General features: G+C 58.4%; 25 protein-coding genes. 9 read left to right on the top strand and 16 right to left on the bottom strand.

The window, feature by feature from the left end:
• Positions 1-23: 23 nt before the first annotated feature.
• Positions 24-704 carry a hypothetical protein gene (locus DMP17_RS06275; RefSeq protein ID WP_337828205.1) on the bottom strand — a complete coding sequence of 227 codons (681 nt, stop codon included), beginning with the start codon at positions 702-704 and terminating at the stop codon, positions 24-26.
• Between the two features lie 191 nt (positions 705-895).
• Between DMP17_RS06275 and DMP17_RS06280 the strand changes: the two genes are divergently transcribed.
• Complete coding sequence (locus DMP17_RS06280) at positions 896-2,410, top strand: acetyl-CoA hydrolase/transferase family protein (protein ID WP_337828206.1); 1,515 nt, start codon at positions 896-898, stop codon at positions 2,408-2,410.
• 24 nt (positions 2,411-2,434) lie between these two features.
• Entirely contained in the window at positions 2,435-2,959 is a 525-nt protein-coding gene (locus DMP17_RS06285) for a GNAT family N-acetyltransferase (protein WP_337828207.1), read from the top strand.
• On the opposite strand, the gene DMP17_RS06290 is transcribed toward DMP17_RS06285, so the two are convergent.
• The 6 genes from DMP17_RS06290 to DMP17_RS06315 all read right to left on the bottom strand — a co-directional run bounded on the left by DMP17_RS06290 (position 2,956) and on the right by DMP17_RS06315 (position 7,414).
• Positions 2,956-3,483 (bottom strand): GNAT family N-acetyltransferase, encoded by a 528-nt coding sequence (locus tag DMP17_RS06290; RefSeq protein WP_337828208.1) that lies wholly within the window; start codon positions 3,481-3,483, stop codon positions 2,956-2,958. The two genes, DMP17_RS06285 and DMP17_RS06290, sit on opposite strands and share 4 nt — an antisense overlap.
• A gap of 127 nt (positions 3,484-3,610) precedes the next feature.
• Positions 3,611-4,084 (bottom strand): DUF2846 domain-containing protein, encoded by a 474-nt coding sequence (locus DMP17_RS06295; RefSeq protein ID WP_337828209.1) that lies wholly within the window; start codon positions 4,082-4,084, stop codon positions 3,611-3,613.
• Between the two features lie 25 nt (positions 4,085-4,109).
• Entirely contained in the window at positions 4,110-4,805 is a 696-nt protein-coding gene (locus tag DMP17_RS06300) for a hypothetical protein (RefSeq protein ID WP_337828210.1), read from the bottom strand.
• Positions 4,806-4,817: 12 nt separating this feature from the next.
• Entirely contained in the window at positions 4,818-5,240 is a 423-nt protein-coding gene (ndk, locus tag DMP17_RS06305) for a nucleoside-diphosphate kinase (RefSeq protein WP_337828211.1), read from the bottom strand.
• Between the two features lie 209 nt (positions 5,241-5,449).
• Positions 5,450-5,899, bottom strand: coding sequence for a DNA polymerase III subunit chi (locus tag DMP17_RS06310; RefSeq protein WP_337828212.1), 450 nt, complete (start codon positions 5,897-5,899; stop codon positions 5,450-5,452).
• Between the two features lie 42 nt (positions 5,900-5,941).
• On the bottom strand, positions 5,942-7,414 hold the full coding sequence (locus DMP17_RS06315; protein ID WP_337828213.1) for a leucyl aminopeptidase: 1,473 nt from the start codon (positions 7,412-7,414) through the stop codon (positions 5,942-5,944).
• Positions 7,415-7,628: 214 nt separating this feature from the next.
• On the opposite strand from DMP17_RS06315, the gene DMP17_RS06320 reads away from it, so the two are divergent.
• From DMP17_RS06320 to rsmA, 4 genes are all read left to right on the top strand, one after another.
• Complete coding sequence (locus DMP17_RS06320) at positions 7,629-9,920, top strand: LPS-assembly protein LptD (protein ID WP_337828214.1); 2,292 nt, start codon at positions 7,629-7,631, stop codon at positions 9,918-9,920.
• A 127-nt stretch (positions 9,921-10,047) separates the two neighbouring features.
• Positions 10,048-11,442, top strand: a complete 1,395-nt coding sequence (locus DMP17_RS06325; protein ID WP_337828215.1) for a peptidylprolyl isomerase — start codon at positions 10,048-10,050, stop codon at positions 11,440-11,442.
• Between the two features lie 47 nt (positions 11,443-11,489).
• On the top strand, positions 11,490-12,494 hold the full coding sequence (pdxA, locus tag DMP17_RS06330) for a 4-hydroxythreonine-4-phosphate dehydrogenase PdxA (RefSeq protein ID WP_337828216.1): 1,005 nt from the start codon (positions 11,490-11,492) through the stop codon (positions 12,492-12,494).
• 16 nt (positions 12,495-12,510) lie between these two features.
• Complete coding sequence (gene rsmA / locus DMP17_RS06335; protein WP_337828217.1) at positions 12,511-13,344, top strand: 16S rRNA (adenine(1518)-N(6)/adenine(1519)-N(6))-dimethyltransferase RsmA; 834 nt, start codon at positions 12,511-12,513, stop codon at positions 13,342-13,344.
• A gap of 164 nt (positions 13,345-13,508) precedes the next feature.
• Here the strand turns inward: rsmA and DMP17_RS06340 are convergent, their stop codons facing one another.
• The 6 genes from DMP17_RS06340 to DMP17_RS06365 all read right to left on the bottom strand — a co-directional run bounded on the left by DMP17_RS06340 (position 13,509) and on the right by DMP17_RS06365 (position 18,366).
• Positions 13,509-14,132 carry a tetratricopeptide repeat protein gene (locus tag DMP17_RS06340; protein WP_337828218.1) on the bottom strand — a complete coding sequence of 208 codons (624 nt, stop codon included), beginning with the start codon at positions 14,130-14,132 and terminating at the stop codon, positions 13,509-13,511.
• Complete coding sequence (locus DMP17_RS06345; RefSeq protein WP_337828219.1) at positions 14,129-15,334, bottom strand: RsmB/NOP family class I SAM-dependent RNA methyltransferase; 1,206 nt, start codon at positions 15,332-15,334, stop codon at positions 14,129-14,131. The genes DMP17_RS06340 and DMP17_RS06345 overlap by 4 nt, the downstream gene beginning before the upstream one ends.
• Before the next feature lie 45 nt (positions 15,335-15,379).
• Complete coding sequence (locus DMP17_RS06350) at positions 15,380-15,628, bottom strand: hypothetical protein (RefSeq protein ID WP_337828220.1); 249 nt, start codon at positions 15,626-15,628, stop codon at positions 15,380-15,382.
• Between the two features lie 11 nt (positions 15,629-15,639).
• Positions 15,640-17,106, bottom strand: a complete 1,467-nt coding sequence (guaB, locus tag DMP17_RS06355) for an IMP dehydrogenase (RefSeq protein WP_337828221.1) — start codon at positions 17,104-17,106, stop codon at positions 15,640-15,642.
• A gap of 147 nt (positions 17,107-17,253) precedes the next feature.
• Positions 17,254-17,661, bottom strand: a complete 408-nt coding sequence (locus tag DMP17_RS06360) for a GNAT family N-acetyltransferase (protein ID WP_337828222.1) — start codon at positions 17,659-17,661, stop codon at positions 17,254-17,256.
• A 72-nt stretch (positions 17,662-17,733) separates the two neighbouring features.
• Positions 17,734-18,366, bottom strand: coding sequence for a DUF937 domain-containing protein (locus DMP17_RS06365; protein ID WP_337828223.1), 633 nt, complete (start codon positions 18,364-18,366; stop codon positions 17,734-17,736).
• Positions 18,367-18,625: 259 nt separating this feature from the next.
• Here DMP17_RS06365 and DMP17_RS06370 point away from each other — a divergent pair, with 259 nt between their 5' ends.
• Positions 18,626-19,000 (top strand): DUF3597 domain-containing protein, encoded by a 375-nt coding sequence (locus DMP17_RS06370; RefSeq protein ID WP_337828224.1) that lies wholly within the window; start codon positions 18,626-18,628, stop codon positions 18,998-19,000.
• A gap of 272 nt (positions 19,001-19,272) precedes the next feature.
• Here the strand turns inward: DMP17_RS06370 and DMP17_RS06375 are convergent, their stop codons facing one another.
• From DMP17_RS06375 to DMP17_RS06385, 3 genes are all read right to left on the bottom strand, one after another.
• The gene (locus DMP17_RS06375) at positions 19,273-19,593 is read right to left on the bottom strand and encodes a hypothetical protein (RefSeq protein ID WP_337828225.1); all 321 of its coding nucleotides are present in this window, start codon (positions 19,591-19,593) and stop codon (positions 19,273-19,275) included.
• A 321-nt stretch (positions 19,594-19,914) separates the two neighbouring features.
• On the bottom strand, positions 19,915-21,501 hold the full coding sequence (locus tag DMP17_RS06380; RefSeq protein ID WP_337828226.1) for a phosphoenolpyruvate carboxykinase: 1,587 nt from the start codon (positions 21,499-21,501) through the stop codon (positions 19,915-19,917).
• A gap of 101 nt (positions 21,502-21,602) precedes the next feature.
• On the bottom strand, positions 21,603-23,261 hold the full coding sequence (locus DMP17_RS06385; protein WP_337828227.1) for an acyltransferase family protein: 1,659 nt from the start codon (positions 23,259-23,261) through the stop codon (positions 21,603-21,605).
• A 169-nt stretch (positions 23,262-23,430) separates the two neighbouring features.
• Here DMP17_RS06385 and DMP17_RS06390 point away from each other — a divergent pair, with 169 nt between their 5' ends.
• Positions 23,431-24,246 carry a response regulator transcription factor gene (locus DMP17_RS06390; RefSeq protein ID WP_337828228.1) on the top strand — a complete coding sequence of 272 codons (816 nt, stop codon included), beginning with the start codon at positions 23,431-23,433 and terminating at the stop codon, positions 24,244-24,246.
• Complete coding sequence (locus DMP17_RS06395; RefSeq protein WP_337829766.1) at positions 24,128-25,825, top strand: sensor histidine kinase; 1,698 nt, start codon at positions 24,128-24,130, stop codon at positions 25,823-25,825. The genes DMP17_RS06390 and DMP17_RS06395 overlap by 119 nt, the downstream gene beginning before the upstream one ends.
• Positions 25,826-25,926 lie beyond the last annotated feature (101 nt).

A 25,926-nucleotide genomic window follows, 5' to 3' on the forward strand; every position in this document is an offset into this window, starting at 1 on the left:
GGCATGTTGAATGCCCCACGTCATTATTTTTCGGATTTACCATCTTTAACTGGTAACCCCTCGTCCGCACGGCTCCCACGCCATTCCAATTTGGCCAAAGGGTTCAATTGCGCCATGCGCCGTGCAAAGGCTCGCATTTCAGCTTGGGAGTTGATGGCACAATAGCGCGTTCCAACAATATCCATTCCCGGCCCTTCGCGCACATTTGCGGGCGGGCATTTTGTCTGCAGAAGCGAGAAAGACGTAATTAAACTTTCGCCCACAGGCCTTGATAAAAGTAAATAATCGCTGCCCGGCCTTGAACCGATCTGCAACAACCAAAGCTCTTGTTCCACACCTCGCGCTTTGACCGATCCTAAATCAACCAGATAGGCATATCTATAGCCGGATTTGTCTAATTCGGTCCGTTCATAGGATTGTGAAACAACAATATAGCAATGGAACACCCCATAGTTGGACAAACGTATCCAACCCTTTTCCTCGTCATAATCGCTGCGTTCCCAGTCTCCATATTTTAAACGGTTAGAACATCCCCAACTGTCGCCAGCGGTAAAATTCTGTGGCCATACTTTCTCACCCGCGCCCCATAGAGGGACGTCAGAGTGGACGAGATCGTCATAAAATTCGACTTCGTCTTCAACCTGGGCCATCGCGGCGTTGGCGCAAAGGAGAGTGAATAAGATGCTGATGATTCTTTTTCCCATAGGTGCACATTATGGCAGACGAGCGCTCACATAATAGCTGATTTTCCGCTAATCTTTGGTTTCAAAACCGGCGTGGCAGGCTTATGAGCGGCTTTTCAGGCAGTTGATAGTGCGGCTTTTTCAGAAAAGAAAAGCATCTGCGTCATCGACCTATCATCAATGCTTTGCCATTTTCCAAAAAGGACCCAGCCATGACCAGCCGTATCCTCCACGACGCTTTCCGCTCCAAGCTGATGGGCGCAGAGGAGGCTGCGGCGCTGATCCGCCATGATGATGCGGTGGGGATGAGCGGCTTTACCGGTGCGGGCTATCCCAAGGCGGTGCCGGTCGCGCTCGCCGCGCAAATGAAAGAGGCGCACGCCAAGGGCGATCCGCTCCAGATCCGCATGTGGACGGGCGCATCGACCGGCCCCGAACTCGACGGCGCGCTCGCCGAAGTGGACGGGGTTTCCTACCGGATGCCCTATAATAGCGACCCCATCACCCGCACTAAAATCAATGCGGGCGAGATTGAATATCTCGATATCCACTTGTCGCAGGTCGCGCCGATTGTGTGGCAGGGCTTTTTGGGCAAGCTTGATGCTGCCGTCATCGAAGTCACCGGCATCAAGGCAGATGGCACGCTCATTCCGGCCAGTTCGGTCGGCAATAACAAGACCTGGCTCGACAATGCCGACAAGATCATCCTCGAAGTGAATAGCTGGCAAAGCCCCGCGCTCGAAGGGATGCACGATATTTATTATGGCACGCGCCTGCCGCCCAATCGCGTGCCGATCCCGATTGTCCGGCCCGATGACCGGATCGGCCAGACCGGCTTTAATGTCGATCCGGCCAAGGTCGTCGCCGTGGTTGAAACCGATGCGCCGGACCGCAACGCGCCTTTCTCGCCGCCCGATGCGACTGCGCAGACCATTGCCGGACATATCCTTGATTTTCTAAGCAATGAGGTCAAGCAGGGCCGCCTCCCCGCGTCACTCCTGCCGCTGCAGTCGGGCGTCGGCAATATCGCCAATGCCGTGCTGACCGGCCTTGTCGATGCCCCATTCGATAATTTGACCGCTTATACCGAAGTCATTCAGGACGGGATGATGGATTTGCTCGATGCGGGCAAACTCAGCTTTGCTTCGGCTACTGCTTTCTCGCTCAGCCCCGAACGCGCCGCCGACATCAACGCCAATATGGAAAAATATCGCGGGCGGATGCTCTTGCGCACGCAAGAAATTTCCAACCATCCCGAAGTCATCCGCCGCTTGGGCTGCATCGCGATGAATGGCCTCATTGAAGCGGATATTTTCGGCGCGGTGAATTCCACCCATGTGATGGGCTCGCGCATCCAGAACGGCATTGGCGGGTCGGGCGATTTTGCGCGTAATGCCTTTATCAGCTTCTTCATGACGCCTTCGACCGCGAAGGGCGGCAAGATTAGCGCGATTGTTCCGCAAGTCAGCCATGTCGACCATATCACGCAGGATGTGCAGGTGATTGTCACCGAACAAGGCTTGGCCGATTTGCGCGGCCTTTCGCCCAAAAAGCGCGCCGAACAGATTATCGCCCATTGCGCCCACCCCGACTATCGCCCGCTACTCGAAGATTATTACGCCCGCGCGCGCCGCGAAGCCTATGGCCTGCAATCACCCTCTTTGCTCAAGGAAAGTTTGTCGTGGCACCAGCGTTTCATCGAAACCGGGTCGATGTTGCCGGGGTGAGCACTGATTGATAAAAATGCGCCTATGACCATAATTCGGACCGAACGACTATTGCTACGGCACGCGCGCGCTGATGATTTGGATGCTGTTCACGCCATCATGTCGGATGCCGAAGTGCTGCGATACTGGTCTACCCCTCCGCACCGCACCCATGCCGATACCGAGCAATGGTTGGAGAGCATGATCGTCAGCAATGCGAATGGGAGCACTGATTTTATCATCGAGACGAACGGCGTCGTTATTGGGAAAATAGGCGTGTGGCAAATGCCCGAAATCGGCTTCTACCTAGCACGTTCCGCTTGGGGACAAGGCTATGCCATAGAAGCGTTGAGGGCGGTCATAGCGCATGTTTTTGATGGTTATACCGATCATCTGTTTGCAGATGTCGATCCCCGTAATAGCGCATCATTAAGGCTGCTCATGCGCGCCGGATTTGTCGAAACCGGGCGCGCCCAAAATACAATGGAAGTGAATGGCGAATGGTGTGACAGCATCTATCTGGAACTGAACAAGGACAACTATAATGCCCAAATGCCATTGGGTGGCTAAAGCGCCCGCGCCATGATCTTGTCTTCAAACAAGGCCGCGCCGACCTGAAAGCGGCGGTCGCCGACAATCCCGAAGCCATGTTTGCGATAGAAAGCGATAGCGCGGTCATTGGCGGCATAGACGCCAAGCAATAGCCGGGTTTTGCCCATGGCTTTCGCTTCGGCAATAACCGCTTCCATCATGCGCCCCGCCAGCCCGCCGCCATGATAACGCGACAATATATAGATGCGCTTCAACTCCGCATCATCCGCCCCCGTCACAATGTCCGGAAGGTCGGGCGCGGTCAGCAGCGCATAGCCGATGGGCGCCGCGGTAGCCTTGCGTTCGGCAATCCATACACGGCTTGCCGCATCGCCTATCCAGTCCCCGAATTTTTCGGCGCTGTTATTTGCCGCGACATGCGCGATGATATCCTGTCCGGCAATAATATCGGCAAATGTTTCCAGAAAAGTCGCGCCCGCAACCAGCTCCAAGGCGGGCGCGTCCGCCGGGGCCGCTGAGCGGAGCCTGATGCCATCATCCATACCCCGACTGCTATGGGGAAAGAGGCATAAACACAATGTCATGATACCCAAAAAATAAGCCGCCGAATTTCTCCGGCGGCCCAATGTCTCCGTGGATGGGAGCTTGTAAATAAGGTATTATCTGGAATTATTTTTTAGCTTTTTCCGCTGTATCCTCCGCGATTGCGGCTTGGCGTTCTTCTTCGGTTTTGAGCGTCAGCTTGGCATGGCGCTTGTCAAAATCAGCCTGATCGGATGGCGACAGGTTCGGGCGGCCAGCAGCAAAACCCGCGCCGATCTTGCACTTCACATATTGGGTTTCGCCCTCTTCGATTTCGAGGTTGAGCGTATCGGTGGCTTCCGATTTGGTCGTGAACTGATGCTTGCCGGGCGTAAAGCTCGCGACAAAATATTTACCGCTGGCGAGCGGCCCGACCATCACGCCAGCTTCGCGCACATTGCAACTGATCGCGACCCCCATCAGGCTCCCGGGGCGATAGAATACCACCTGTCCCATGCCTGCGGGCGGTGTTGGCACCGCGACGACCTGTTTGTCTTTGGCCAAAGCCGGTTGCGCGCCCGATAAAGCCATCAGCGCCAAAGCCATCATCACTTTCTTCATATTTCCCCCTCAAAAAACAACAGGTTCAAGGATTATCATTGCCGGAAATGTCGGCCGGATAGGGCACGGCTTGCGCGACCTTTGCGGTGGCCGACAATCCGGCGGGCACTATTTTTTCGCCGCCAGCGATAAGCAAAGTGAGCGGCGTGGCCACGATTGCGCCCACCGCGACCGCTTCGGTCACACGGCTTTCACCGGTCTCCGGTCCATAGCGCAATGTGCGCAGCGTAATGCGCGTGCCGTTCCAGTCGAGATAGCGTGCCGCCAAAATCAGCTCGCCAGCCTTGCCTGCCGCGCGCGCTTTGGCGGCGTGGACAACTTCGCCCTGTCCGGTAATGCCTTCCGGCACGATCACTTTGCCGTCGATCACAATCGGGCTGGCCAACCGGATCGCGAACATCTCCCCGATCTTGGCGGTTTTGGAACTGATTTCATTTTGGATTTCGATCCGCACCGGCGTGAGCGCAGGAATGGTAGGTACAGGAACAGGCGCACCCCCCACCGCTTCGCCCTCGACGATAGGCGTCATAACCGCCGCTTCCGGCGTTTGAGCATTAGCAGCGGACGCAACAGCAAATAGCGCGGTCCATGCGACACAAAATTTCATGAAGCCCCCTTCAATGGATAGAAATATATCAGCTTCCAAGAAACGGGCAAGTAGGAATAATGTATGGACAAATAAAAAAAGGGCCGCCTCTTGGCAGCCCTTTTTCTTTAGCAAAACGGCGTTTTTTTAGCCGACCAGTTCTTCCGGCTGGAAGAAGTAAGCGATTTCGATCGCAGCATTTTCGTCGCTGTCCGACCCATGGACGCTGTTGGCTTCAATCGATTCGGCCAGTTCCTTGCGGATGGTGCCGGGGGCGGCATCCGCAGGGTTGGTCGCGCCCATAATGTCGCGGTTACGCTGCATCGCATTTTCGCCTTCGAGAACCTGCACGACAACGGGGCCGGAGATCATGAAATCCACCAGTTCGCCAAAGAAGGGGCGTTCTTTGTGGACCGCATAAAAGCCTTCTGCCTGTTCGCGGGTCATTTTGATGCGCTTCGATGCAACAACGCGCAGGCCGCCATCTTCCAGCATCTTGGTGACCGCACCAGTGAGGTTGCGGCGGGTGGCGTCGGGCTTGATGATCGAAAAAGTACGGGTAACCGTCATGGGGAAAGCTCCAGATAATATAGTGCAGATAGGGAGAATTTGGCCGCGCCTCTAGCTTGTGCGCCCGTTCATGGCAAGCGGTTATGGCTGGCCCGCATTTTTCCCCGTTTGTGGTGAGCGGGGTGAGGGGCATTTCTTAGGGTATCGCCAAGCTGATAGCCGTCCTTCGACGGCCTCAGGACTAGCGTTTTTTGGAAAAGGCCTTGCCCTTACGGCCCCTCGGTCCAGCGGCCGCGTTCATCTTGTTTCCAATAATGGCGTTCGAGGCCATCCTTTTGACCCAATGCTTTCCAGGCGGTGCGCGCGGCGTCAATGGTGGCAGCGTCGAACAGGTAGAATGTGCGGTCATAGGCCAAGGCTTCATCGCGCCACTGCCCGTCGGCGATCAGGACGGCGCGCGCGCCATTGGCGGGATTGGCCGGGTCGGTTGCGAGCAGCACCGGTTCGCCTGCATCATCATTGCCCTCCCCGCCCGCAAGCGCGTGGGGGAGGAAGCTTTCAGGCTTGGCGGTCCAAAGCTGGTTGTCCAAGCCTTCAAGGATGAGCGTATCTTCCGCGACAATCAGCAAGCGGTCGCCATTGGCAACCAGCTTGTCGGCCAACACCGGCACAATGCCATCGGGACCGGAGCGGGTCAGGTGATAAAAATCAACCCGCACCCGCGCCGTCCTTGGTCATTTTCATAAGAAGCGCGTTTTGGCTCACGCTTCGAAATTGTCGGCGATGAACTGGTTCATCAAACGCACACCATAGCCGGTTGCGCCTTTTTCCCATGTCGCGCCGGGCTTGGCCGCCCACACCATACCGGCAATGTCGATATGCGCCCATTCGACGCCCTCTTCGACAAAGCGTTGCAGGAATTGTGCAGCGGTAATGGACCCTGCTTCGCGCGGGCCGACATTTTTAATGTCCGCAATCGGCGAATCGATAAGCTTGTTATAGGCATCGCCCAACGGCATCCGCCAAACCGGATCACCACATTCGGTGCCTGCCTTGGCAATCTTGCCCGCTAGGTCATCACTGTTGGTCATCATGCCCGCATATTCATGACCGAGCGAAATGATGATCGCGCCGGTGAGAGTCGCAAAATCGAGCATGACCTTCGGCTTATAGGTCTGCTGCGTCCAGGTCATCGCATCGCACAGCACAAGGCGGCCTTCGGCGTCGGTGTTCAGCACTTCGATGGTCTGCCCGTTCATCGAGGTCACAATATCGCCGGGGCGCTGCGCATTGCCGTCGGGCATATTTTCAACCAGACCGCACACGCCGATGACATGCGCCTTGGCCTTGCGGCCCGCGAGCGCCAGCATCGTGCCAGCGACCGCGCCTGCGCCGCCCATATCCCATTTCATATCTTCCATGCCCGGTCCGGGCTTCAAGCTGATGCCGCCGGTGTCGAAGGTCACGCCCTTGCCGACAAAACAGACCGGCGTTTCTTGCGCGCCATTGGTGCCGTCCCAGCGCATTGCGAGGAGGCGCGGCGGGCGGACGGAACCTTGCGCGACACCGAGCAACGCGCCCATGCCGAGCTTTTGCATCTCCGCTTCGTCCAGCACGGTGATTTCAACGCCCAATTCCTTGAGCTTTTCACAGCGTTCGACAAAGCTTTCGGGATAAATGATATTGGCCGGTTCCGACACAAGTTCGCGCGTGAACATCACGCCTTCGGCTACCGCTTTCATATCCGGCCAGATTTTTTCAACGCCTTCAACGTCCGTAGCCGCAATCAATATCTCCTTGAGCGTCGGCTTGGCATTTTCGGCCAGCTTGGTGCGGTAGGTGTCGATGCGCCAGTCGCGCAGATACGCGCCGAGCGCGAAATGGGCGATGGCCTTGGCATCGGCTTCGGCCGCGGCTGTAAAATCTATGCTCACATTCTCGACACCGCTGGTCTGGAGCCGTGCGGTGATGGCCGCACCTGCGCGCTCCATATCATTGGCGCTACCTTCGCCAAGGCCGACCAGCAGAATGCGGTGAAGCTTGCCTTCGACCGACGCAAAGCCTTCGAACAGCGCCGAGGCGGCTGCATCAAAACGCGCGGCTTTGGCCGCATCCGCAAGGAAAGCCGCCTCCAAGGGCAGCAAATTCGCCACGCTCTCCAACGCTTTCTTGGCGACCGGATAGACGATAACCCCGGCCGTAGAATCGGGTTGAGCGGCAAAGCGGATGTTCATTACGACAGACTCCATGCTGTGTGCAGTTGAATGATGGTTGCGACGCAGATAGGGAGTTCCCCCGCCGGTTGCAAAAGTTTATGCGCTTGGCGGCAAGCCATTTTCCCCTTATGCCATGCATAAAGGGGCCAGTTTTGCTAATGCTTTCAACTGTTCGGAGCCAGTGTTGAGACCGATTGTTGCCCTCGCCTTTTCCGGACTGAGCCTGTTTGCCTTGGCAACAACCGACGCTTATGCGCAAGATTTGGCCCAGCAAGGCGCGCCCGTGCCTGCGCCTTCTTCCGTACAAGTCCCTGATATTTCGGAGGCCCCGCCGCCGGTCGCGCCGCTCCCCGGTGAACGCACGCCTCCCATTGCCCCGCCCGAAAGCGACGCGCCTGCGATCACCAACGTCAATGCCGCCGATCAGGTCGTGTTTAGCGCCGACCGGGCCGGTTATGACAATAAGGGCGATCTTTTGACCGCCGAGGGCAATGTCTATGTTGAGCATGACGGCCAAAGGCTGCGCGCCAATAAGGTCGAATGGAACCGCAAGACCGACGAGGTCATCGCCAGCGGCAATGTCGCGGCGACCAACCCCGCAGGCGATGTCGCTTATAGCGAGCGCGTGACGCTGACCGGCTCCTTGCGCGAAGGGGTTGCCGAAAATCTGCTGGTCGTCATGGAAAATGGCGCACGCTTTGCGGCCAATCGCGGGCAGATGCTCGCCAATGGCGATCTGGTGCTGGATTATGCCGCATACACGCCGTGCGCGGTCGAAACCGAGGATGGCTGTCCCAAAGAGCCAAGCTGGCAGGTGAAGGCGGTCAAGGTCACCTATGACAAGGCGAAGGATCGGGTGCGCTATAAGGGCGCGCGCGCGGAATTGTTCGGCCTGCCGCTCATTCCGCTACCCGGCCTCACCCACGGCTTGCGCAACGAGCCCAAAAGCGGTCTCCTCGTGCCGAGCCTGAGGCTTGACCGTGTGAACGGGGTCGAAGTGCAGGTGCCTTATTATTTCCGCCTTGCGCCCAATCGCGACATCACGGTGACGCCGCATTTCTATACCGAATCCCTGCCGATGCTGGAGGCCGAATATCGCGAGCTGAATTCTTTGGGCGCGTTCCGCGTCACCGGCTATGCGACTTATAGTAACAAGGTCGATGTGTCGGGCGAACCGGTCGATGACGGCCATAAGGCCTTGCGCGCCTATGTCGATGCCACCGGAAAATTCCAGATTTCGCCGACATGGAGCGTGTCCGCGTCGATCCGCCGCGCGACCGACCGAACTTTCCTGCGCCGCTATGATATTAGCCGCGATGACCGCTTACGCTCGAACGTCGCGATCGAACGGATTGGCGGATCAAGCTATTTTTCGATAGGCGGCTGGGCGGTGCAGACCTTGCGCGTCGGCGACAAGCAAGGCCTCCAGCCCGTCGCGCTGCCGATGATCGATTTCCGCCAACGCTGGATCGAGCCGGTTTTTGCGGGCAAGGTCGAATTACAGTTGAACAGCCTCGCGCTCAGCCGTTCGGCGGGGCAGGACACGCAGCGCGCTTTTGCGGGCGTGCGCTGGGATTTGCGCCGCCTGACGCCGTGGGGGCAAGAGGTGGACTTCACCCTTTATGCGCGCGGCGATGTCTATCATAGCGACGAAAATCTGCTCACCGCCGTCCCCTCCTATCGCGGTGAAAGCGGGTGGCAGGCACGCGCGATTGCAGCAGCAGCGATTGATGTGCGCTGGCCCCTGGTTGGCGAAGCCTTTGGCGGCACGCAGCGGCTGACCCCGCGCGTCCAGTTGGTTGCCGCCCCGCCGGTCAAAAATCTCGACATTCCGAACGAAGATTCGCGCGCGTTCGACCTTGAAGACAGCAATTTGTTCGCGCTGAACCGCTTCCCCGGCTATGATCGGTTCGAAGATAGCGCGCGTGTCACCTATGGAGTCGAATGGGCGCTCGACCGCCCCGGCCTCGCCATCAATGCAGTAGTCGGGCAAAGCTACCGGCTTGATAATAAGCTCAAGCTTTTCCCCGAAGGCACCGGCCATACCGACCGCACTTCCGACATTATCGGACGCACCACGGTCGCTTATAAGGATTTTGTGCGCTTCACCCACCGCTACCGCGTCGACAAGGATAATCTTGCGGTGCGGCGCAACGAAATCGACGCGCGCGTCGGCAGCCGCAGCACTTATGGCGAAATCGGCTATTTGCGGCTCAACCGCGATATTGATTCTTATGCCGAAGACTTGCGCGACCGCGAAGAATTACGGGTCGGCGGGCGTGTTCAATTTGCCGAATATTGGTCGATCTTCGGGTCGGCGATCGTCGATCTGTCCGACAAAACAGACGATCCGACCTTCACAACCGACGGATTTACGCCACTTCGCCACCGTTTGGGCATCGCTTATGAAGATGATTGCATCACCTTTGGCGTGACCTGGCGGCGCGATTATGAAGAAGCGGGGGACGCGCGGCGTGGCAATAGTTTTCTGCTCAGACTAGCCATTCGCAATCTCGGCGTCTAAACACTGGCCGAATGGATTACTCAGCCTTTGTTCAGGCAATTTTCGACATAGGCACCGATGAATGAAACGGCCTTGTCGCTTTTGGGCGCCAAGGATATTTTGATACAGGGATTTTCAGTTGAACTTTATGCGTATCATGCCGCACAAAAAATTCCCCGCCCGCGCGAAATTCCATAGTCGTGCGCTGGCCAGCGCCGCAACCCTATCCTTGATGGTCGCACCCGTCAGTGTATCCGCGCAGGCCGTGCAGGGTCAGGCCGCGCAGGATCAGGATGTTCCCAATGTCGGGCTGAATGTCCCCAAAAATCTCACGGTTTTCGACAGTAAGACGCCGTCCAACGTCTATAAGCCGACCGCTGTGGTCAATGGTGAAATCATCACCGCGACCGATGTAGACCAGCGGCTTGCGCTGCTCGTCATCGCCAATGGCGGCAAGATCACGCAGGACGAAATCCAGCGCCTGCGCGTCCAGATTTTCAGCAATCTGGTCGATGAAAAGCTCCAGATTCAGGCCGCCAAGGCTGCCGACATCGAAGTCAAGGACGCCGAAGTCGACCAGCAATATGCGCGCATCGCGGCGAATTTCAAACAGACGCCCGCCGCATTTACCGCCTATCTCGGCAAAAACGGCTCGTCGGCGGCTTCCATGAAGCAACAGATTCGCGGGGAAATGGCGTGGGACCGTTTGCTCGGCCGCAATGTCGAACCCTTCACCAACGTATCGGAAGATGAGGTGAAGTCGATCCTTGACCGGATGCAGGCCACACGCGGCGCGGACGAATTTTGGCTGGGTGAGATTTATCTGTCGGCCACGCAGGAAACCATGCCTGCGGTCGCAGACCGCGCGCGCCAGATTATCGCCCAGTTGCAGCAGGGCGGCTCCTTCCCCGGCTATGCGCGCCAATATTCGGAAGCATCGACCGCAGTAGTCGGCGGCGATCTTGGCTGGATCCGTCCGGCCCAATTGCCCGAAGAAATTGCGCAGGCCGCAGCCGGGATGCAGCCCGGACAGGTGAGCGTCGTCCCCGTGCAGGGCGGCATCTCCATCCTGTTGCTGCGTGAAAAGCGCAAATCCTTGATGGCCAACGCCAATGACGCGGTTTTGAGCCTCAAGCAGATTTCCCTGCCTTTCCCGGCGGGCACCAGCCGCGAAAAGGCGACCCAGCTTGCAAGCCAATTTGCTACCCAAACCCAAGCCATTAAAGGTTGCGGCATGGCCGATGATGTTGCGACCAAGCTGGGCGCGACCGTTGTGAGCCGCGACCAGATTGCGCTGCGCGATCTGCCCGCGCCGCTCCAGAATACGTTGCTCCAGCTTCAGGTCGGACAGACCACCCAGCCCTTCGGCTCGCCGGAAGAAGGGGTGAGCGTCCTCGTCTTGTGTGGCCGCGATATGCCCGAAGATGCGGGGATGCCCTCGGTCGAACAGGTCGAAGAAAAATTGAAGCAGGACAAGGTCAACAAGCGCGCGCAGCGCTATTTGCGCGACCTTCGCCGCGACGCGATTATTGAATATAGCTGATCTGGTGAGCGGTTCGGGGGAGCCGCTCTCGACAGAAGGGGGCGGCTGTGAACCAATTAATGCGACCATTTGTTGTCTCTTTAGGTGATCCGGCAGGTATCGGGCCGGAAATAACCGCAAAGGCGTGGGAGGCGCGGCGCGTGGCCGAACTCCCGCCCTTTTTTGCTGTGGGCGATGCCAACAGCATTACTGCGGTGTGGGATGGCCCGATCCAACTTATCCATGATGTCGATATGGTGGCGGAAGTCTTCTCCGAAGCGCTTCCCGTCCTCCATCTTGAAGCATCCGGCCCGATTGTGCCGGGCCAGCCTTCGACAGAAGGCGCGCATATGGCGCTGAAATCTCTGGAATTAGGCACAGGGCTGGCCCGCTCCGGCGCGGCGGGCGCGCTGATAACCGGGCCGGTTTCCAAGAGCCAGCTTTACACCATCGGTTATGACCATCCGGGGCAGACCGAATATGTGGCGCAACATTGCGGCGTATCGCCGACCAATGCGACGATGATGCTTGCAGGGCCAACGTTGCGCGTCGTGCCGGTGACGGTTCATGTGCCTTATAAGGATGTGCCGGGGCTTCTTTCCATCGACCTTATCAAAGCGCGCGCCCATGCGACCGCCAAGGGCTTGCGCCGCGATTTCGGCATTGCCCATCCGCGTCTTGCCATTGCCGGCCTTAATCCGCACGCGGGCGAAGGCGGGGCGTTGGGCCGCGAGGAAATCGAGATTATCGAACCCGCCTTGCGCCAGCTTCATGAAGAAGGCCTCAATGTCAGCGGCCCTTATCCGCCCGACGCGATGTTCACGCCGCAAATGCGCCGTTCCTATGACGCCGCGCTGTGCATCTATCATGACCAAGGACTGATCCCGTTAAAGACGCTCCATTTTGACGAGGGCGTCAATATGACCTTGGGCCTGCCGATCATCCGTACCTCGCCCGATCATGGCACTGCCTTTCCGATTGCGGGGCGCAATGAAGCGCATCCCGGCGCAATGATTGCCGCGATTGCGCTCGCCCGCGATGCCGCGCGCCACCGCGCGCTTTGCCTCGCCTGACGGAGCGGCAGCAACGGTGTCAGCCAGCCTTCCCCCGCTGCGCGAGGTGATTGCGCGCCACGGCCTGTCCGCGTCCAAGGCGTTGGGACAGAATTTCCTGTTCGACGAGCAGTTGCTTGACCGCATTGCGGCGATTCCGGGCACGCTCAAAGGCGAAACCGTGTTCGAAGTCGGTCCCGGCCCCGGCGGCCTCACCCGCGCTTTATTGCGGGCGGGCGCGGATGTGATTGCGGTCGAGCGCGACCATCGTTGCATCCCCGCGCTCGCCGAACTGGCCGACGCTTATCCGGGGCAGTTGCGGGTCATCGAGGGCGATGCGATGGAAGTCGATATTGCCGACCTCACCGGCGGCAAGCCTTATCATATCGTCGCCAACCTCCCCTATAATGTCGGCACCGCTTTGCTCACCGACTGGCTGAGCGCGGAAGTATGGCCACCAGCTTGGCGCTCGCTCACCTTGATGTTCCAGTTGGAAGTGGCCGAGCGCATTGTCGCCAAGCCCGACAGCAGCGCCTTCGGGCGGCTCGCTATCCTTGCGCAATGGCGTAGCGAAGCAAAAATCGCGATGAAGGTCCACCGATCGGCCTTCACCCCGCCGCCCAAGGTCATGTCGGCGGTGGTGCATATCACCCCCGCGAGCGCCCCCGAAGGCATCCGCCCCAAGACGATGGCGGCCCTCACCGCCGCCGCCTTCGGCCAGCGCCGCAAGATGCTGCGCCAAAGCCTCAAAGGCCTGCCGGGCGCATTGGACGCGCTTGCCAAGGTCGGTATAGACGAAACCCGCCGCGCGGAAACGCTATCGGTCGCGGATTTTATCGCGGTTGCGGGAGAAATGGAGCGCGGGCGGTAGCTTCATAATATCCGAAGTGCTGAGCTTGTCGAAGCACGGGGGTCAATACTGACAACCGCCCTTCGACAAGCTCAGGGCTAGCGGGTTTTTAGGGGCGGCGGCTTTTATGCGGGGGCGTTCAAGAGAGCCCGTTCCTACGCCCTAAATTCCCTCTTAATTCCGCTTCAATTCTTGGTCGCTTCGCCCTCTTGGCCGACAGGCTTGGGGGTTACCGCTTCAATTGCCAGCTTGGGCTGTGGCGGGCCTGCGCTTATCGCGGTTTCCAGCTTGGCGATTTCGGGGCAGCCGGTCTTGCACACCGCGCGCAATTTTACGAGATTTTCGCGTGCGCGTTCGACCGCACCTTTTTGCACCATCGCGCGGCCTTGGCCTTCCAGCGCCTCGCGGTCATTGGGGTCGGCGGTCAGGATCGACACATAATAGCCGATGGCCTTGCCCGGCAGGCCCTGCTTCATCGCGACTTCGGCCAACTGGCGGTAAGCGGTCAGATTTTGCGGATCAATCGCCAGCGCGGTTTCATAAAGGCTGATGGCATTTTCAAACCGCCCCGCACCTGCTTCAATCAAGCCCTGATCGACAAAGGCGACCGATTGCGGATTGGCGGGCGGACGCGGTGTTTCCCCGTGACTGGTGCTGGAGACGGTCGCAAACAAGGCCGCAGCAGCAAGCGCAACAGGGGAAAAACGCATAATCAACTCCATTATAGTTTCGCGGTCTGGCATCGTTTCGCGTTCCGGCCTACCGGAATCCGGATTGCCGGACAGCGCGTTACCATGCGCCGCGCTCATCCTCTTTGCAACCGCGCAAAATAAAAGCCGTCGGTGCCGTCATGGTGCGGGGTGAGCAAGCGCCCTGCCCCTTCTCCGGCACGGACCAGCCGCCCCGGCCAATAGGCGTCATCGGCAATGGCCTTATCGACCGTCCAGCCTGAATGGCGTCTGACAAAAGCGTCCACCTGATCCGCCCCTTCCTCGCCGGTTATCGCGCAGACAGCATAGACAAGCTTGCCCCCCGGTGCCACCAATTTGCTAGCAATGTCGAGCAGATTGGCTTGGTCGCGTTGCAATTTTGCCAGTCTTTCAGGGGTCAGACGCCAGCGGCTTTCGGGGTTGCGTCGCCAAGTGCCGCTCCCCGAACAAGGCGCGTCGATCAGCACAAGATCGGCCTCGCCCGCATAGCTTGCGAGCATAGCCTCTTCCTTGCCGGGGTTGAGCAATAGCGTGTCGATGATGGTCGCGCCCGCCCGTTCGGCCCTTGGCGCAAGCTGCTGCAACCGCGCGCGGGCGATGTCGGTGGCGAGAATTTGCCCGTCATTGCCCATATCGGCGGCGAGCGCGAGCGTCTTGCCGCCGCCGCCTGCGCAAAGGTCGATAACGCGCATCCCCGCGCGCACCGCACAGGCTTTGGCGAGCCATTGGCTGCCCGCGTCCTGCACTTCGATAAGGCCATCCCTATAGGCTGCGCTCTGTTCGATTGCGCTATCGGCAGGCAAGCGCAGCGCGTCCTCCAGCCCTTCGATAACCACCGCATCGGGAAAGGCGGCGAGCATGGCGGTGCGGTCGGTTTTGAGGGTATTGACGCGCAGGTCTAACGGCGCGCGCTCCAGCATTGCAGCCTGTTCGGCCTCGTCAATCTGCGGATAAAGATGCGGCAGCAGCCACGTCGGCACTGCCGAGGCTGCCGCGCGCGGCTCGTCTTTACCTATCGGTGCAGGCCCATGCCCTTCGCCGGTGAATAAGGCGGCCAGTTCCGCGTCCGTATCGGCAAGCCCAAGCATCGCCGCACGGCCCGATACAGGCCGCTCGCCCGTCCGCCGGATGGCGCGATAGACAAGCTCACGCACCGCGCGCCGGTCTTTCGATCCGGCATAGCGCCGCTCTTTGAAATAGCGCGCAATCAGCACGTCCGCCGCTGCCCCGCCATCGCGCGCGGCGATGATAATCTGGTCGAGCAATTCGATAGCAGCTTGAACGCGGGCAGCAGGTGTCATGGGCGCTGCTCTAACCAGCCATGCGCGGCATTACAAATGATGCGCTTATTTTTTTGGCTGAGCGTCAGCGAAAGCAGCGTCATATTCTTGGGGATCAGGAACCTGCAGACATTCAAAAGCGGTCCGCAAGCGTCGCATTTCACGATCTGCCTTCACCATTTCCCGGACGCGCTTAGCTTGCGCTTCACACGCCTCTTGCGAGATAAAAAGCTCAGGAAAACGCTCGATTTTCGGTGATTCCGCATTGCCCGACCAGCTTACCAAAATCAGCATATAGACAAAAATTTCGTTCATCTTCTCTTGCTTCAGGTCGAAGGATAATTGGGGGCTTCGCGCGTGATCGCAACGTCATGGACGTGGCTTTCCTTAAGCCCTGCATTGGTGATGCGGACAAAGCGCGCGCGTTCCTGCAAATCGGGAATGGTCGCCGACCCCGTATAACCCATCGCCGCCTTGATGCCGCCGACAAGCTGGTGGATCACATCCTTGGCCGGGCCCTTATAGGGCACTTGGCCTTCAATGCCTTCGGGGACCAGTTTCAACTGGTCCTTAATGTCCTGCTGGAAATAGCGGTCGGCCGAGCCGCGCGCCATTGCCCCGACACTGCCCATGCCGCGATAGCTTTTGTAAACGCGGCCTTGGTAAAGGAAGGTTTCGCCCGGCGCTTCCTCGGTGCCTGCTAGGAGCGAGCCGACCATCACGCTCGCCGCCCCCGCCGCGAGCGCCTTGGCCAGATCGCCCGATGTGCGTAGGCCGCCATCGGCGATAATCGGCGCCCCCGATTTGGCCGCTTCATTGGCCGAATCCATAATCGCGGTCAGTTGCGGCACGCCTACGCCCGCAACGACGCGCGTGGTGCAAATCGAGCCGGGGCCGATGCCGACCTTGACGCCATCCGCGCCCGAACCGATCAGCGCCTTGGTCGCCTCGCCGGTCGCAACATTGCCCGCAATCACCTGAACGCGGTTCGACAATTTCTTTATAGCCTCGACCGCCTGCCCGACCATCTTCGAATGGCCGTGCGCGGTATCGACGATGAGCAGGTCACACTCCGCATCGAGCAAGGCTTCGGCGCGTTCAATGCCCTTGTCGCCCACCGTGGTTGCCGCCGCAACGCGCAAGCGCCCGCTTTCATCCTTGGTGGCGTGCGGATAATTGACCGCCTTTTCAATATCCTTGACCGTGATGAGGCCGACACAAGCATAATTATCATCGACCACCAACAGCTTTTCGATGCGGCGTTGGTGGAGTAATTTTTGCGCTTCTTCCTGAGACACGCCCGCGCGCACCGTCGCCAGATCATCATGCGTCATAAGTTCACTGACCGGTTGGTTCGGGTTGGCGGCAAAGCGCACATCGCGGTTGGTCAAAATCCCGACCAGCTTGCCATTGGCTTCGACCACGGGGATGCCCGAAATGCGGTGATGCTCCATCAACGCCTGCGCTTCGGCAAGTTTCGCGGTCGGAGCGATAGTAATCGGATTGACCACCATGCCGCTTTCATAGCGTTTCACCTGCCGGACAGCGGCGGCTTGTTCTTCGACCGTCAGATTGCGGTGGAGGACGCCAAGCCCGCCAAGCTGCGCCATCACAATCGCCATATCGGCTTCGGTGACGGTATCCATCGCCGACGACAGGATCGGGATATTGAGCGTGATGTCGCGGGTGATTTTGGTCGCGGTATTGGCCTGGCTCGGCACAATATCCGATTCCCCCGGCTGCAACAGTACATCGTCAAAAGTCAGACCAAGCGGGATATCGAGATGGGCCACAGCGCGTTTTTCCTCATATGCGAGTCGGGGGAGTGGCGGCCCATGTAATCATTCAGGCGTTGAAACGCCAGTGGGGGGCACGCGATTCGATAGGGAAAAATTTCTGCCGAAACCGCTTTCCACAGGGCAGAATAATATGAGCCCGCATCATCTGATCCACTGCGCCATGCCGATGGACGCAGGCGCGGTTGGTTCAAATCCAAATTGTGCATAAAGCCGGTGCGCTTCCCCATCTGCTATGAGGCTGACATAGGCTTCGGCGGGTGCCAGCCGCTTTAATTCTTCCATCAACCGCGCCACAATCTGCTTGCCGAGCCCATGCCCCTGATGCGCAGGGTCGACGGCTATATCAACGAGTTGATAGCATAGGCCATCGCACATCACCCGCCCCATGCCCACTGCTATATCATTATGCCTGACAAGGACTGCGGTGACCGTGTTCGGCAAACCGGCTATAGCTGCAGCTTCACTGCGCGGTGTCAGACCCGTAATGTCGCGCAGCCGCCGATAGTCAGCGACCGAGGGTGTTTCCGATCTGATATCATATCCGGTCATATGGATACCGCAGCGATCTGGCGGGCGGCCTATTTGACAAACGGACCGCCCGCCAGATTTTACGGATAAGGCTTACCGCCCCATCGCTTTTCCGGCCATGCCGAGAATGTCGTTGAGCGGGTTGCCGTCGCCGTCCATGTCGAGCATCGAGCCGAGGCCGCCAAGGCCGCCTGCTGCCGGGGTTGCTGCCGGAGCCGCAGGCGTCGATGCGCCGCCGCCCAAAATGCTACCGAGGATGCCGCCCAAGCCGCCACCTAAGCCGCCTGCATCTGCCTGAGCAGGGGCCGCTGCGCCGCCTTGACGGCCCTGATAGGCCATATAACCGGCGACCGCCATTGCGAGCAGCGGGAGCATTTTCTTCAAGGTTTCCGCATCAATGCCCGATTTGGCCGAAGCGTCTGCCGCCACGGTGCGGCTTACATCCTTGGAGCCGAAAATTTGGCCCAGCACTTCATTGCCCTGGCTTACATTGGCCGCATTGGGCGAAAGCACCTGCTCCAGCATCCCGGCACCACCCATGCCACCGAGCATCCCGATCAAATCGCCAAGACCGCCCGATTGCTGCTGTGCCTGTCCCTTCATGCCGCCAAGGATCGACGGCAGCAATGCGCCAGCGCCTGCCCGTGCCATTGCGGGCGGAATACCAAGTTGGTTGGCAATGCCGTCAATCGCGCCCGACTGCACCAAAATGCTGCTAATATCCATAATCGTCATCCTTTTCCAAAAGCGCCGGATATCCGCCCGACGTAAAAGCGTGTTCACCTGATTTTACAGGAACAACCGGGAACCAGTTGGCCCTGCATCACGTTTGGCACAAGGGTTCTTGGCATATATAGTTCCCACTAGCGCTGCGAATTTACAAGTCCCGCTAATTGGCGGTTTGAAAAGCGCGGCGTCGTCATTACAAACATCCACACGGCGCGGCCCTCCCCCGGCCCGCTCTATGGAGGAAAGGTTTAATAGCATGGGTATTTTTTCGCGTATCAAGGATGCCATTTTCGGCCATAAAGCCAATGCTCAGGAAGCTCCCGCAGCGGATGCAGCCGCAACGGCCACCCCGATCGAATCGATCGCAATTGATTCGGTGGATGTTGCCAATAATCTCAACAGCATTGCCGCAACCAAGGGTCAGGAACTCAACTGGCGCAACTCGATTGTTGACCTCATGAAGCTGCTCGACATTGATTCGAGCCTCGAAAACCGCAAGGAACTGGCTCAGGAACTCGGCTATACCGGTGAACTGAACGGTTCGGCGGAAATGAACATCTGGCTGCATAAGGCCGTGATGAACGAACTGGCTGCCAATGGCGGCACCGTTCCGGCGGACCTGCGCGACTAAACGTTGCCAGCACTAGATATGAAAAAGGGCGTCGGGAGAATTTCCCGGCGCCCTTTTTACATGTGTTGTTGACGGGTTGGCTCACCCTCCCCAACCCACGTCATCCCGGGCTTGACCCGGGATCCATCTCCTAACCTGGACGTTGAAAAACAGCGGTGCCGCACGCGGAAATATAGAGGCCCGGAGATGGATTCCCGCTTTCGCGGGAATGACGAGGGTTTGAAGCGGGAATGACGAGGGTTTGAAAAAGACGGGAAACGAGAGGATAAACCTCACTTCTTCCCGAAAAAGCCCTTCACCGAATCGGTGATGTCGTTAAGCGGGTTGCCGTCGCCATCCTTGTCGAGCTTACTCATCAGGCCGTCCTGACCGCCAATGCCGACCTTGTCGAGCAGGCCGCCTTCTTCGTTCAGCTTGGCCATCGCGCCTTGAAGCTGTTCCATCGAAATGCCGTATTCGGCCACCGTGTCCTTAAGCGCCTGCGCCTGATCGCCGCTCGCCGCCAGCTTTTCCTGGAATTTGGTTTGCAGGCCTTTGACCATTTCAGGGTCGAGCCCCATTTTGGCGGCCATGTCGGTGAGGCTGTTCAACATATTCATCTGGATAATCTCCCGGGATAGGGGGTGAAAGGAAAGACGGCTATATACGCGCAAAGTTTCACGGTGTTCCGGTAAAATCGGGTCACGCCTGTTTGGCATGGGCGCATGGCAACCCACTAGCTACCAACAATTCAACCATTATCATAACCGCTAGCCCTGAGCTTGTCGAAGGGCGCCTGTCGGTGACCAATGTTTGTTCAACACTGCTCCCCGTGCGTCCCCCCAAGAAGTCGCCCCCAAAGAGTAAGGGGTTCCCCGCCTTGTGGCAGGAAACCCCTCCTCTCCTCAGCTTTCCAGCTGTATTCCGCTAAGCGATCAGGCTGCCGTAGGGGCCGCTTCACGAACGCCTTCGTCAACATGGTCGGCGAATTGCGCGAAATTGTCAATAAACAGGTTCACAAGCTTTTGCGCGGTCGCGTCATAGTCCGCGCCATCAGCCCAGGTCGAACGCGGGTCGAGGATGTTGCTGTCCACGCCCGGCACCGCGACCGGCACTTCAAATCCGAAATTCGGGTCGATGCGGAATTCGGCATTATTGAGGCTGCCGTCGAGCGCGGCATTGAGCAAAGCGCGGGTCGCTTTAATCGGCATACGGCTGCCCACGCCATATTTGCCGCCGGTCCAGCCGGTATTGACGAGCCAGCAGGTGACGCCGCCCTTGGCGATGCGCTCTTTGAGCAAATTGCCGTAAACGCTGGGGTGGCGCGGCATGAAGGGCGCACCGAAGCAGGTCGAGAAGGTCGCTTCAGGCTCGGTCACACCGATTTCGGTGCCGGCCACCTTTGCGGTATAACCCGACAGGAAGTGATACATCGCCTGTTCCGGCGTCATCCGCGCAATCGGAGGCAGGACGCCGAACGCATCCGCCGTCAGCATCACCACATTTTTGGGCACCGGACCCATATTTTTTTCCGACGCATTGGGGATGAAGTCGATCGGATAAGCCGCACGGGTATTTTCCGCGAGTGTGTTGTCGTCAAGGTCGAGTTCGCGGCTGTCCGCGTCCATCACGACATTTTCCAGCACCGTGCCGAACCGCTTGGTGGTCGCGTAAATTTCCGGCTCCGATTCTGCCGACAGGCGGATCATCTTCGCATAACAGCCGCCTTCAAAGTTGAAGACTGCGGTGTCCGACCAGCCATGTTCGTCATCGCCGATGAGCGTGCGGCTTGCATCGGCGCTGAGCGTGGTCTTGCCGGTGCCGGACAGGCCAAAGAAGATTGCGGTGTCGCCATCGGGGCCAATATTGGCCGAACAGTGCATCGGCATGATGCCTTGTTCGGGCAGCAGATAGTTGAGCAAGCCGAACACCGACTTTTTCATTTCGCCGCCATATTGGGTGCCGCCGATGAGGATCAGCTTTTCGGTGAAGTTGACCGCGATGATCGTGTCGCCGCGCGAGCCGTGACGCTCGGGGTCGGCCTTGAAGCTCGGCAGGTCGATAATCGTATATTCGGGCGCGAAACCGGCCAGTTCTTCGGCAGAGGGACGCACCAGCATCGTGCGGATGAACAGATTATGCCAGGCCAGTTCGTTGATGACGCGCACATTGACGCGATGTTCGGGCTGCGACCCGCCAAACAGGTCGGCCACATAAAGCTGGGTCTTATCCTTCAATGCGGCGAAGAAATCTTCCTTGAGATTGGCGAAATGCGCCGGATCCATCGGCTTGTTCGACTTGCCCCACCATACCGTATCTTCGGTCAGCGCATCCTTGACGGTGAACTTGTCCTGCGCCGAACGGCCGGTATGCGCGCCCGTCTTGACGACCAGCGGGCCGTCCTTGGCAAGATGGCCTTCGCCATTTTTGAGCGCCTCTTCGACAAGGGCGGCAGTGCCAAGATTCTGGGCAATCGCGGCGTTGGTTTCAACGGCGGTGGTTCCGATGGTGATGGCGGTCATTATGATAGGCTCCTCTGGCGACAAAATGATACGAATCGCCGAAATTAGCGGTTTTTCTCCGATGCCAGCCCCCTAATATACCAGCCCTCCCTCGTCAAAGGCTAAGAGCCCTGATCTTTTTCTTCTTGCACTGAATATGGTATTTCCTGCGGATGCAACGCCATATCCGTTGTGGCCGATGCGGATATGGCGTCGGCGACGATCCGGTCCATTTCCGGTCGCAACAAACGGGCGCCCGTCAACGTCAAATGGTCCTTGTCAAAATAAAGTGGCACGCCATCCTTTTGCATCTCGGCAGGCAGTGCCTCATTGCGCACAAGATTCCGGTAAAGGATTTTGGGAACATTATCGCTGAATTCCGGCGTGAGCGGTATAATCAACGCGCCCGGCACCGGTTTTATCTTGGGCATATTGGTTGCCGAAAAATGGAGGACGACCGGGCCCTTTGCCCGCGCCATTACCCATTCCGGACCCAAGGCAGGGTTGAGCAGCGGATCATTGGCGACAGCAAAGCGGACCGCATATCCACGCGCGCCGGCAGCATCTGCAAAAACCTGTTTTACGGCATCGGCATGGCTGTCCCCGACCAGAAAGATTTCGCCCACCACTTTGCCTTTACCATGCCAAATCAGACAAGTATCTGATCCTGGATTGGTAATGCGGAACAATTTGCCACACCGATATTCCGCGCGGTCATCAAGGGCCGCGAAAATTTTCTGTTCCGCAGGGCTGAAACCGGACAATTGCAAAGGGGCAACCAGCAATCCGGCCAAACCTGTCATCGCCGTAGCAAGCGCCGCACGCGGCCAAGTAAACAACTTACCCCGTTCAAACAGACGGTAGAGAAGGGCTGCAGCGATTATCGTCCAAGGGACCGCCATCCATCCGCCCAATATTGTGCCGCCAAAGGGTTCATAATTGACGAGCGCGAGCGCCGGAAAATGGGCGAGGTAGATACTATATGACCAATCACCAATCTTTTTGAAAGGCGTGAAGGAAAAGCCTCCCCACAAGGCCAAGGCTGTCAGCAAGGACACGACGACAGCCATAGCGCCCGGGTGACCAAACAAGATATCCTGTATTTCGCCATTAACCGGGATGAATAGCGTCAGGGGCAGCAAAAGTGCTGCACAGCCGCCGACCATTTTATTCTTTGCCTCGCCGCCAGAAAGCTGCGCCGCCATCATACCGAAACCGAATTCCCAAATGCGCGCGGGCATCATGAAGAAAGCCGTTTTGGGGCTGAGCGTAACCAGCAACAGGCAAAGGATTAACGATGCCACGACAAGCAGTGGCAAGAACCAGCGAAACCGGCGCGTAATCCAGAAAATCAGAGGTAGTATAAGATAAAATTGCAATTCTACGCCCAACGACCAAAGGTGGAGCAGCGGATTAAAATCGATTTTTGAAAAATAGCTGTTCTGCATCCAGTATCCGACATTGGACGACAAAGCTGATGCCCATACTGCCTGTTCGGCGACCTGCTTGAAATCGGGAGGAATAGTCACGAACCAGCTTATCGCCAATGTCGCGAGGATGGTTGCTAAATAAGCTGGCAAGAGCCGCTTCGCGCGGCGTTCGTAAAAACCGATAGCCCCTTTTTCAGGTACATAAAGCGCCATCATCAGATAACCGGAAATAACGAAAAATATATCGACGCCGAGAAAGCCCGATGCAAATCCCGGAACCTGGAAATGAAAGAGCAAAACCGCCGCAACGGCGAGGGCGCGTAATGTCTGGATATCCGTTCTGAATTGCATGGCGCGTGCTTGTGCCTGACCGGGCAGATTATTTTCAAAAAATCCGCCCTAGGCACGCATAACCGCTACGTCAATGCAAACACGGGAGATTTCGCCCGCTAATACCACCGGAATGGCGGCATAACCGCGCCATATTGGCTTCGATGCGGAGGAAAGACGAGCGCGGCAGATGTTCAGCAAAGCCTGTAAAATTTTTGCCTGTTTCTGCGCCCCGTTGCCGTTGGGACGTGAATCGGCTAGCGAGGCGGCCATGTCGGAAACGCCCACCGCAACTGCTGCCCCTGCGACCATCGCGCTTGTCGATGATGACCGCAATATCCTCACCTCGGTGTCGATTGCGTTGCAGGCCGAAGGCTTTGTTACGCGCGTCTATAATGATGGCGAAGTGGCGTTGAAGGCACTGGTTGAAAATCCGCCGGACCTTGCGGTGTTCGACATCAAGATGCCGAAGATGGACGGGCTGGAACTGCTCCGCCGGTTGCGCGAAAAGTCGCAGATACCGGTGATTTTCCTTACCTCCAAGGATGACGAGCTGGACGAAGCCATCGGCCTCGCGATGGGCGCGGACGATTATATCGCCAAGCCTTTTTCGCAGCGGCTTTTGATCGCCCGCATCCGCGCGATCCTCCGCCGCGCCGATTATGCACGGCCCTCATCCGAAGCCGCGTCCGAACCTGTGCCGGAACCGATAAGGCGCGGGCGGCTCAATATGGACCCTGCGCGCCACAAGGTTGAATGGGACGGCAAGCCCGTCACACTCACCGTCACCGAATTCATGATATTGGAGGCGCTCGCCCAGCGCCCCGGCGTGGTCAAGAGCCGTAACCAGCTTATGGACACCGCCTATCAGGACGATATTTATGTCGATGACCGCACCATCGACAGCCACATCAAGCGGCTCCGTCGCAAATTCCGCGAGGTCGATCCGACCTTTGACAGCATCGAAACCCTTTATGGCGCTGGTTACAAATTCTCTGAAGAATGAAGCGGCAGCGTCCGGCGATGGCCTTTATTGGACCGCGCGCCTATCGCTTGCCCGCCGCATTTTGGCGGTCAATTTCTTTGTGCTGGCGCTGCTTGCTGGCGGTTTTTTCTATCTCGACAGCTATCGTTCGCGGCTGATTGATACCCGTATCGAGGCGACCGCGACCGAATTGCAATTGCTCGACCGCGCGTTGAAAGCCGCGCGCCCCGAAGCGGTGGACCGGCTGGTCTTAAGCTTTGCGCGCCACAGCGATGGCCGTATCCGCATTTATGACAAGGATGGCGCAAAGATTATCGACAGTTTCGCGCTCGCCCCGCCAACTTATGAACTGCGCGATCCGGACAGCGAATCCTGGGAACGCCATGTTGCGCGCTTCATGGATGAAGCGATTGACTTCATCGTGCGCGCCCCCTCGCCGCCCGATTATGCAGAACCCACCAAAGATGTCGCGGCAAGCTGGCCCGAAATTGTCAAGGCGCGCGTCGGCGGCGGCCCCGAAAGCGCCTATCGCTTTGCCCCCGACCGCACCCCGATGCTGAGCGCGGGGATGCGGCTTGGCTATAATGATGGCGCGGTGCTGATTACCACCAATGCGCGCGATATTATCCGCACAGTGCGGGCGGAACGCTTCCGTTTCGGTGTCGTGCTGGCGCTCGCAACCCTGGCCTCGCTCCTCCTTTCGCTCTTCCTTGCGCGCACCATAGCCACCCCGTTGCGGCGGTTGGCGATAGCGGCGTTGCGGGTCCGGCTGGGCCGCGCGCGTGAAGTGACCGTGCCGCGCCTTCCCTCGCGCCGTGACGAGATCGGGATGCTCGCGCGCGCGCTCAGCGACATGACCCATGCGCTGCGCAACCGCATTGATGCGGGCGAACATTTTGCCGCCGATGTGACGCACGAGCTTAAAAATCCCATCGCCTCGCTACGCTCCGCCATTGAAGGGCTGGAGCGGGTCGAAGATCCGGGATTGCGTGCGCAATTGCTCGGCATTGCGGCGGAAGATGTCTACCGGCTCGACCGGCTGGTGACCGACATTAGCGAAGCCTCGCGCGTCGATGCCCAGCTTTCGCGCGCGCGGTTTGAAGTCATCGACCTTGGCCTGATGATCGACGCAATGCTTGCCTCGCGGTCGGCGCGGCGTTCGACCGAAAGCGAGCCGCAAGCCGACATCGCCTTTGCCCGCCCGCGCATCAATGTTGCCTGTGTCATGGGCGAAGGGCACCGGCTGGAGCGCGTACTCAACAATCTTATCGACAATGCCCTATCCTTCACCCCGCCCGACGGGCTGGTGCGCATATCGGCCACGCGCGTCGGCAATGATGTTGTGATCCGCGTCGAAGATGACGGCCCCGGCATCCCCGAAGAGCAACGCGACATCATCTTCCGCCGCTTCCATTCAATCCGTCCGGAAGCGGAAGAATTCGGCAAGCATAGCGGACTTGGCCTTGCGATTGCGCGCACCATTATCGAAGGCCATCAAGGCACAATCGAAGCGCGCGACCGTGATGACGGACAGCCCGGTGCCTGTTTTGAAGTGCGCTTGCCCTCGGCCAACTGCCCCGCCGCACCCTCGCCGCAATGAGGCTCGCGCGGGCGGGCGCTGTCTTCCGTATCATCTAACGATATATAATGTGCCAATTTCCGACGCCCGACCCTATATCTCTACTGGAACAATGGGGTAAA

Source organism: Pseudonocardia sp. TMWB2A, assembly GCF_017312135.1.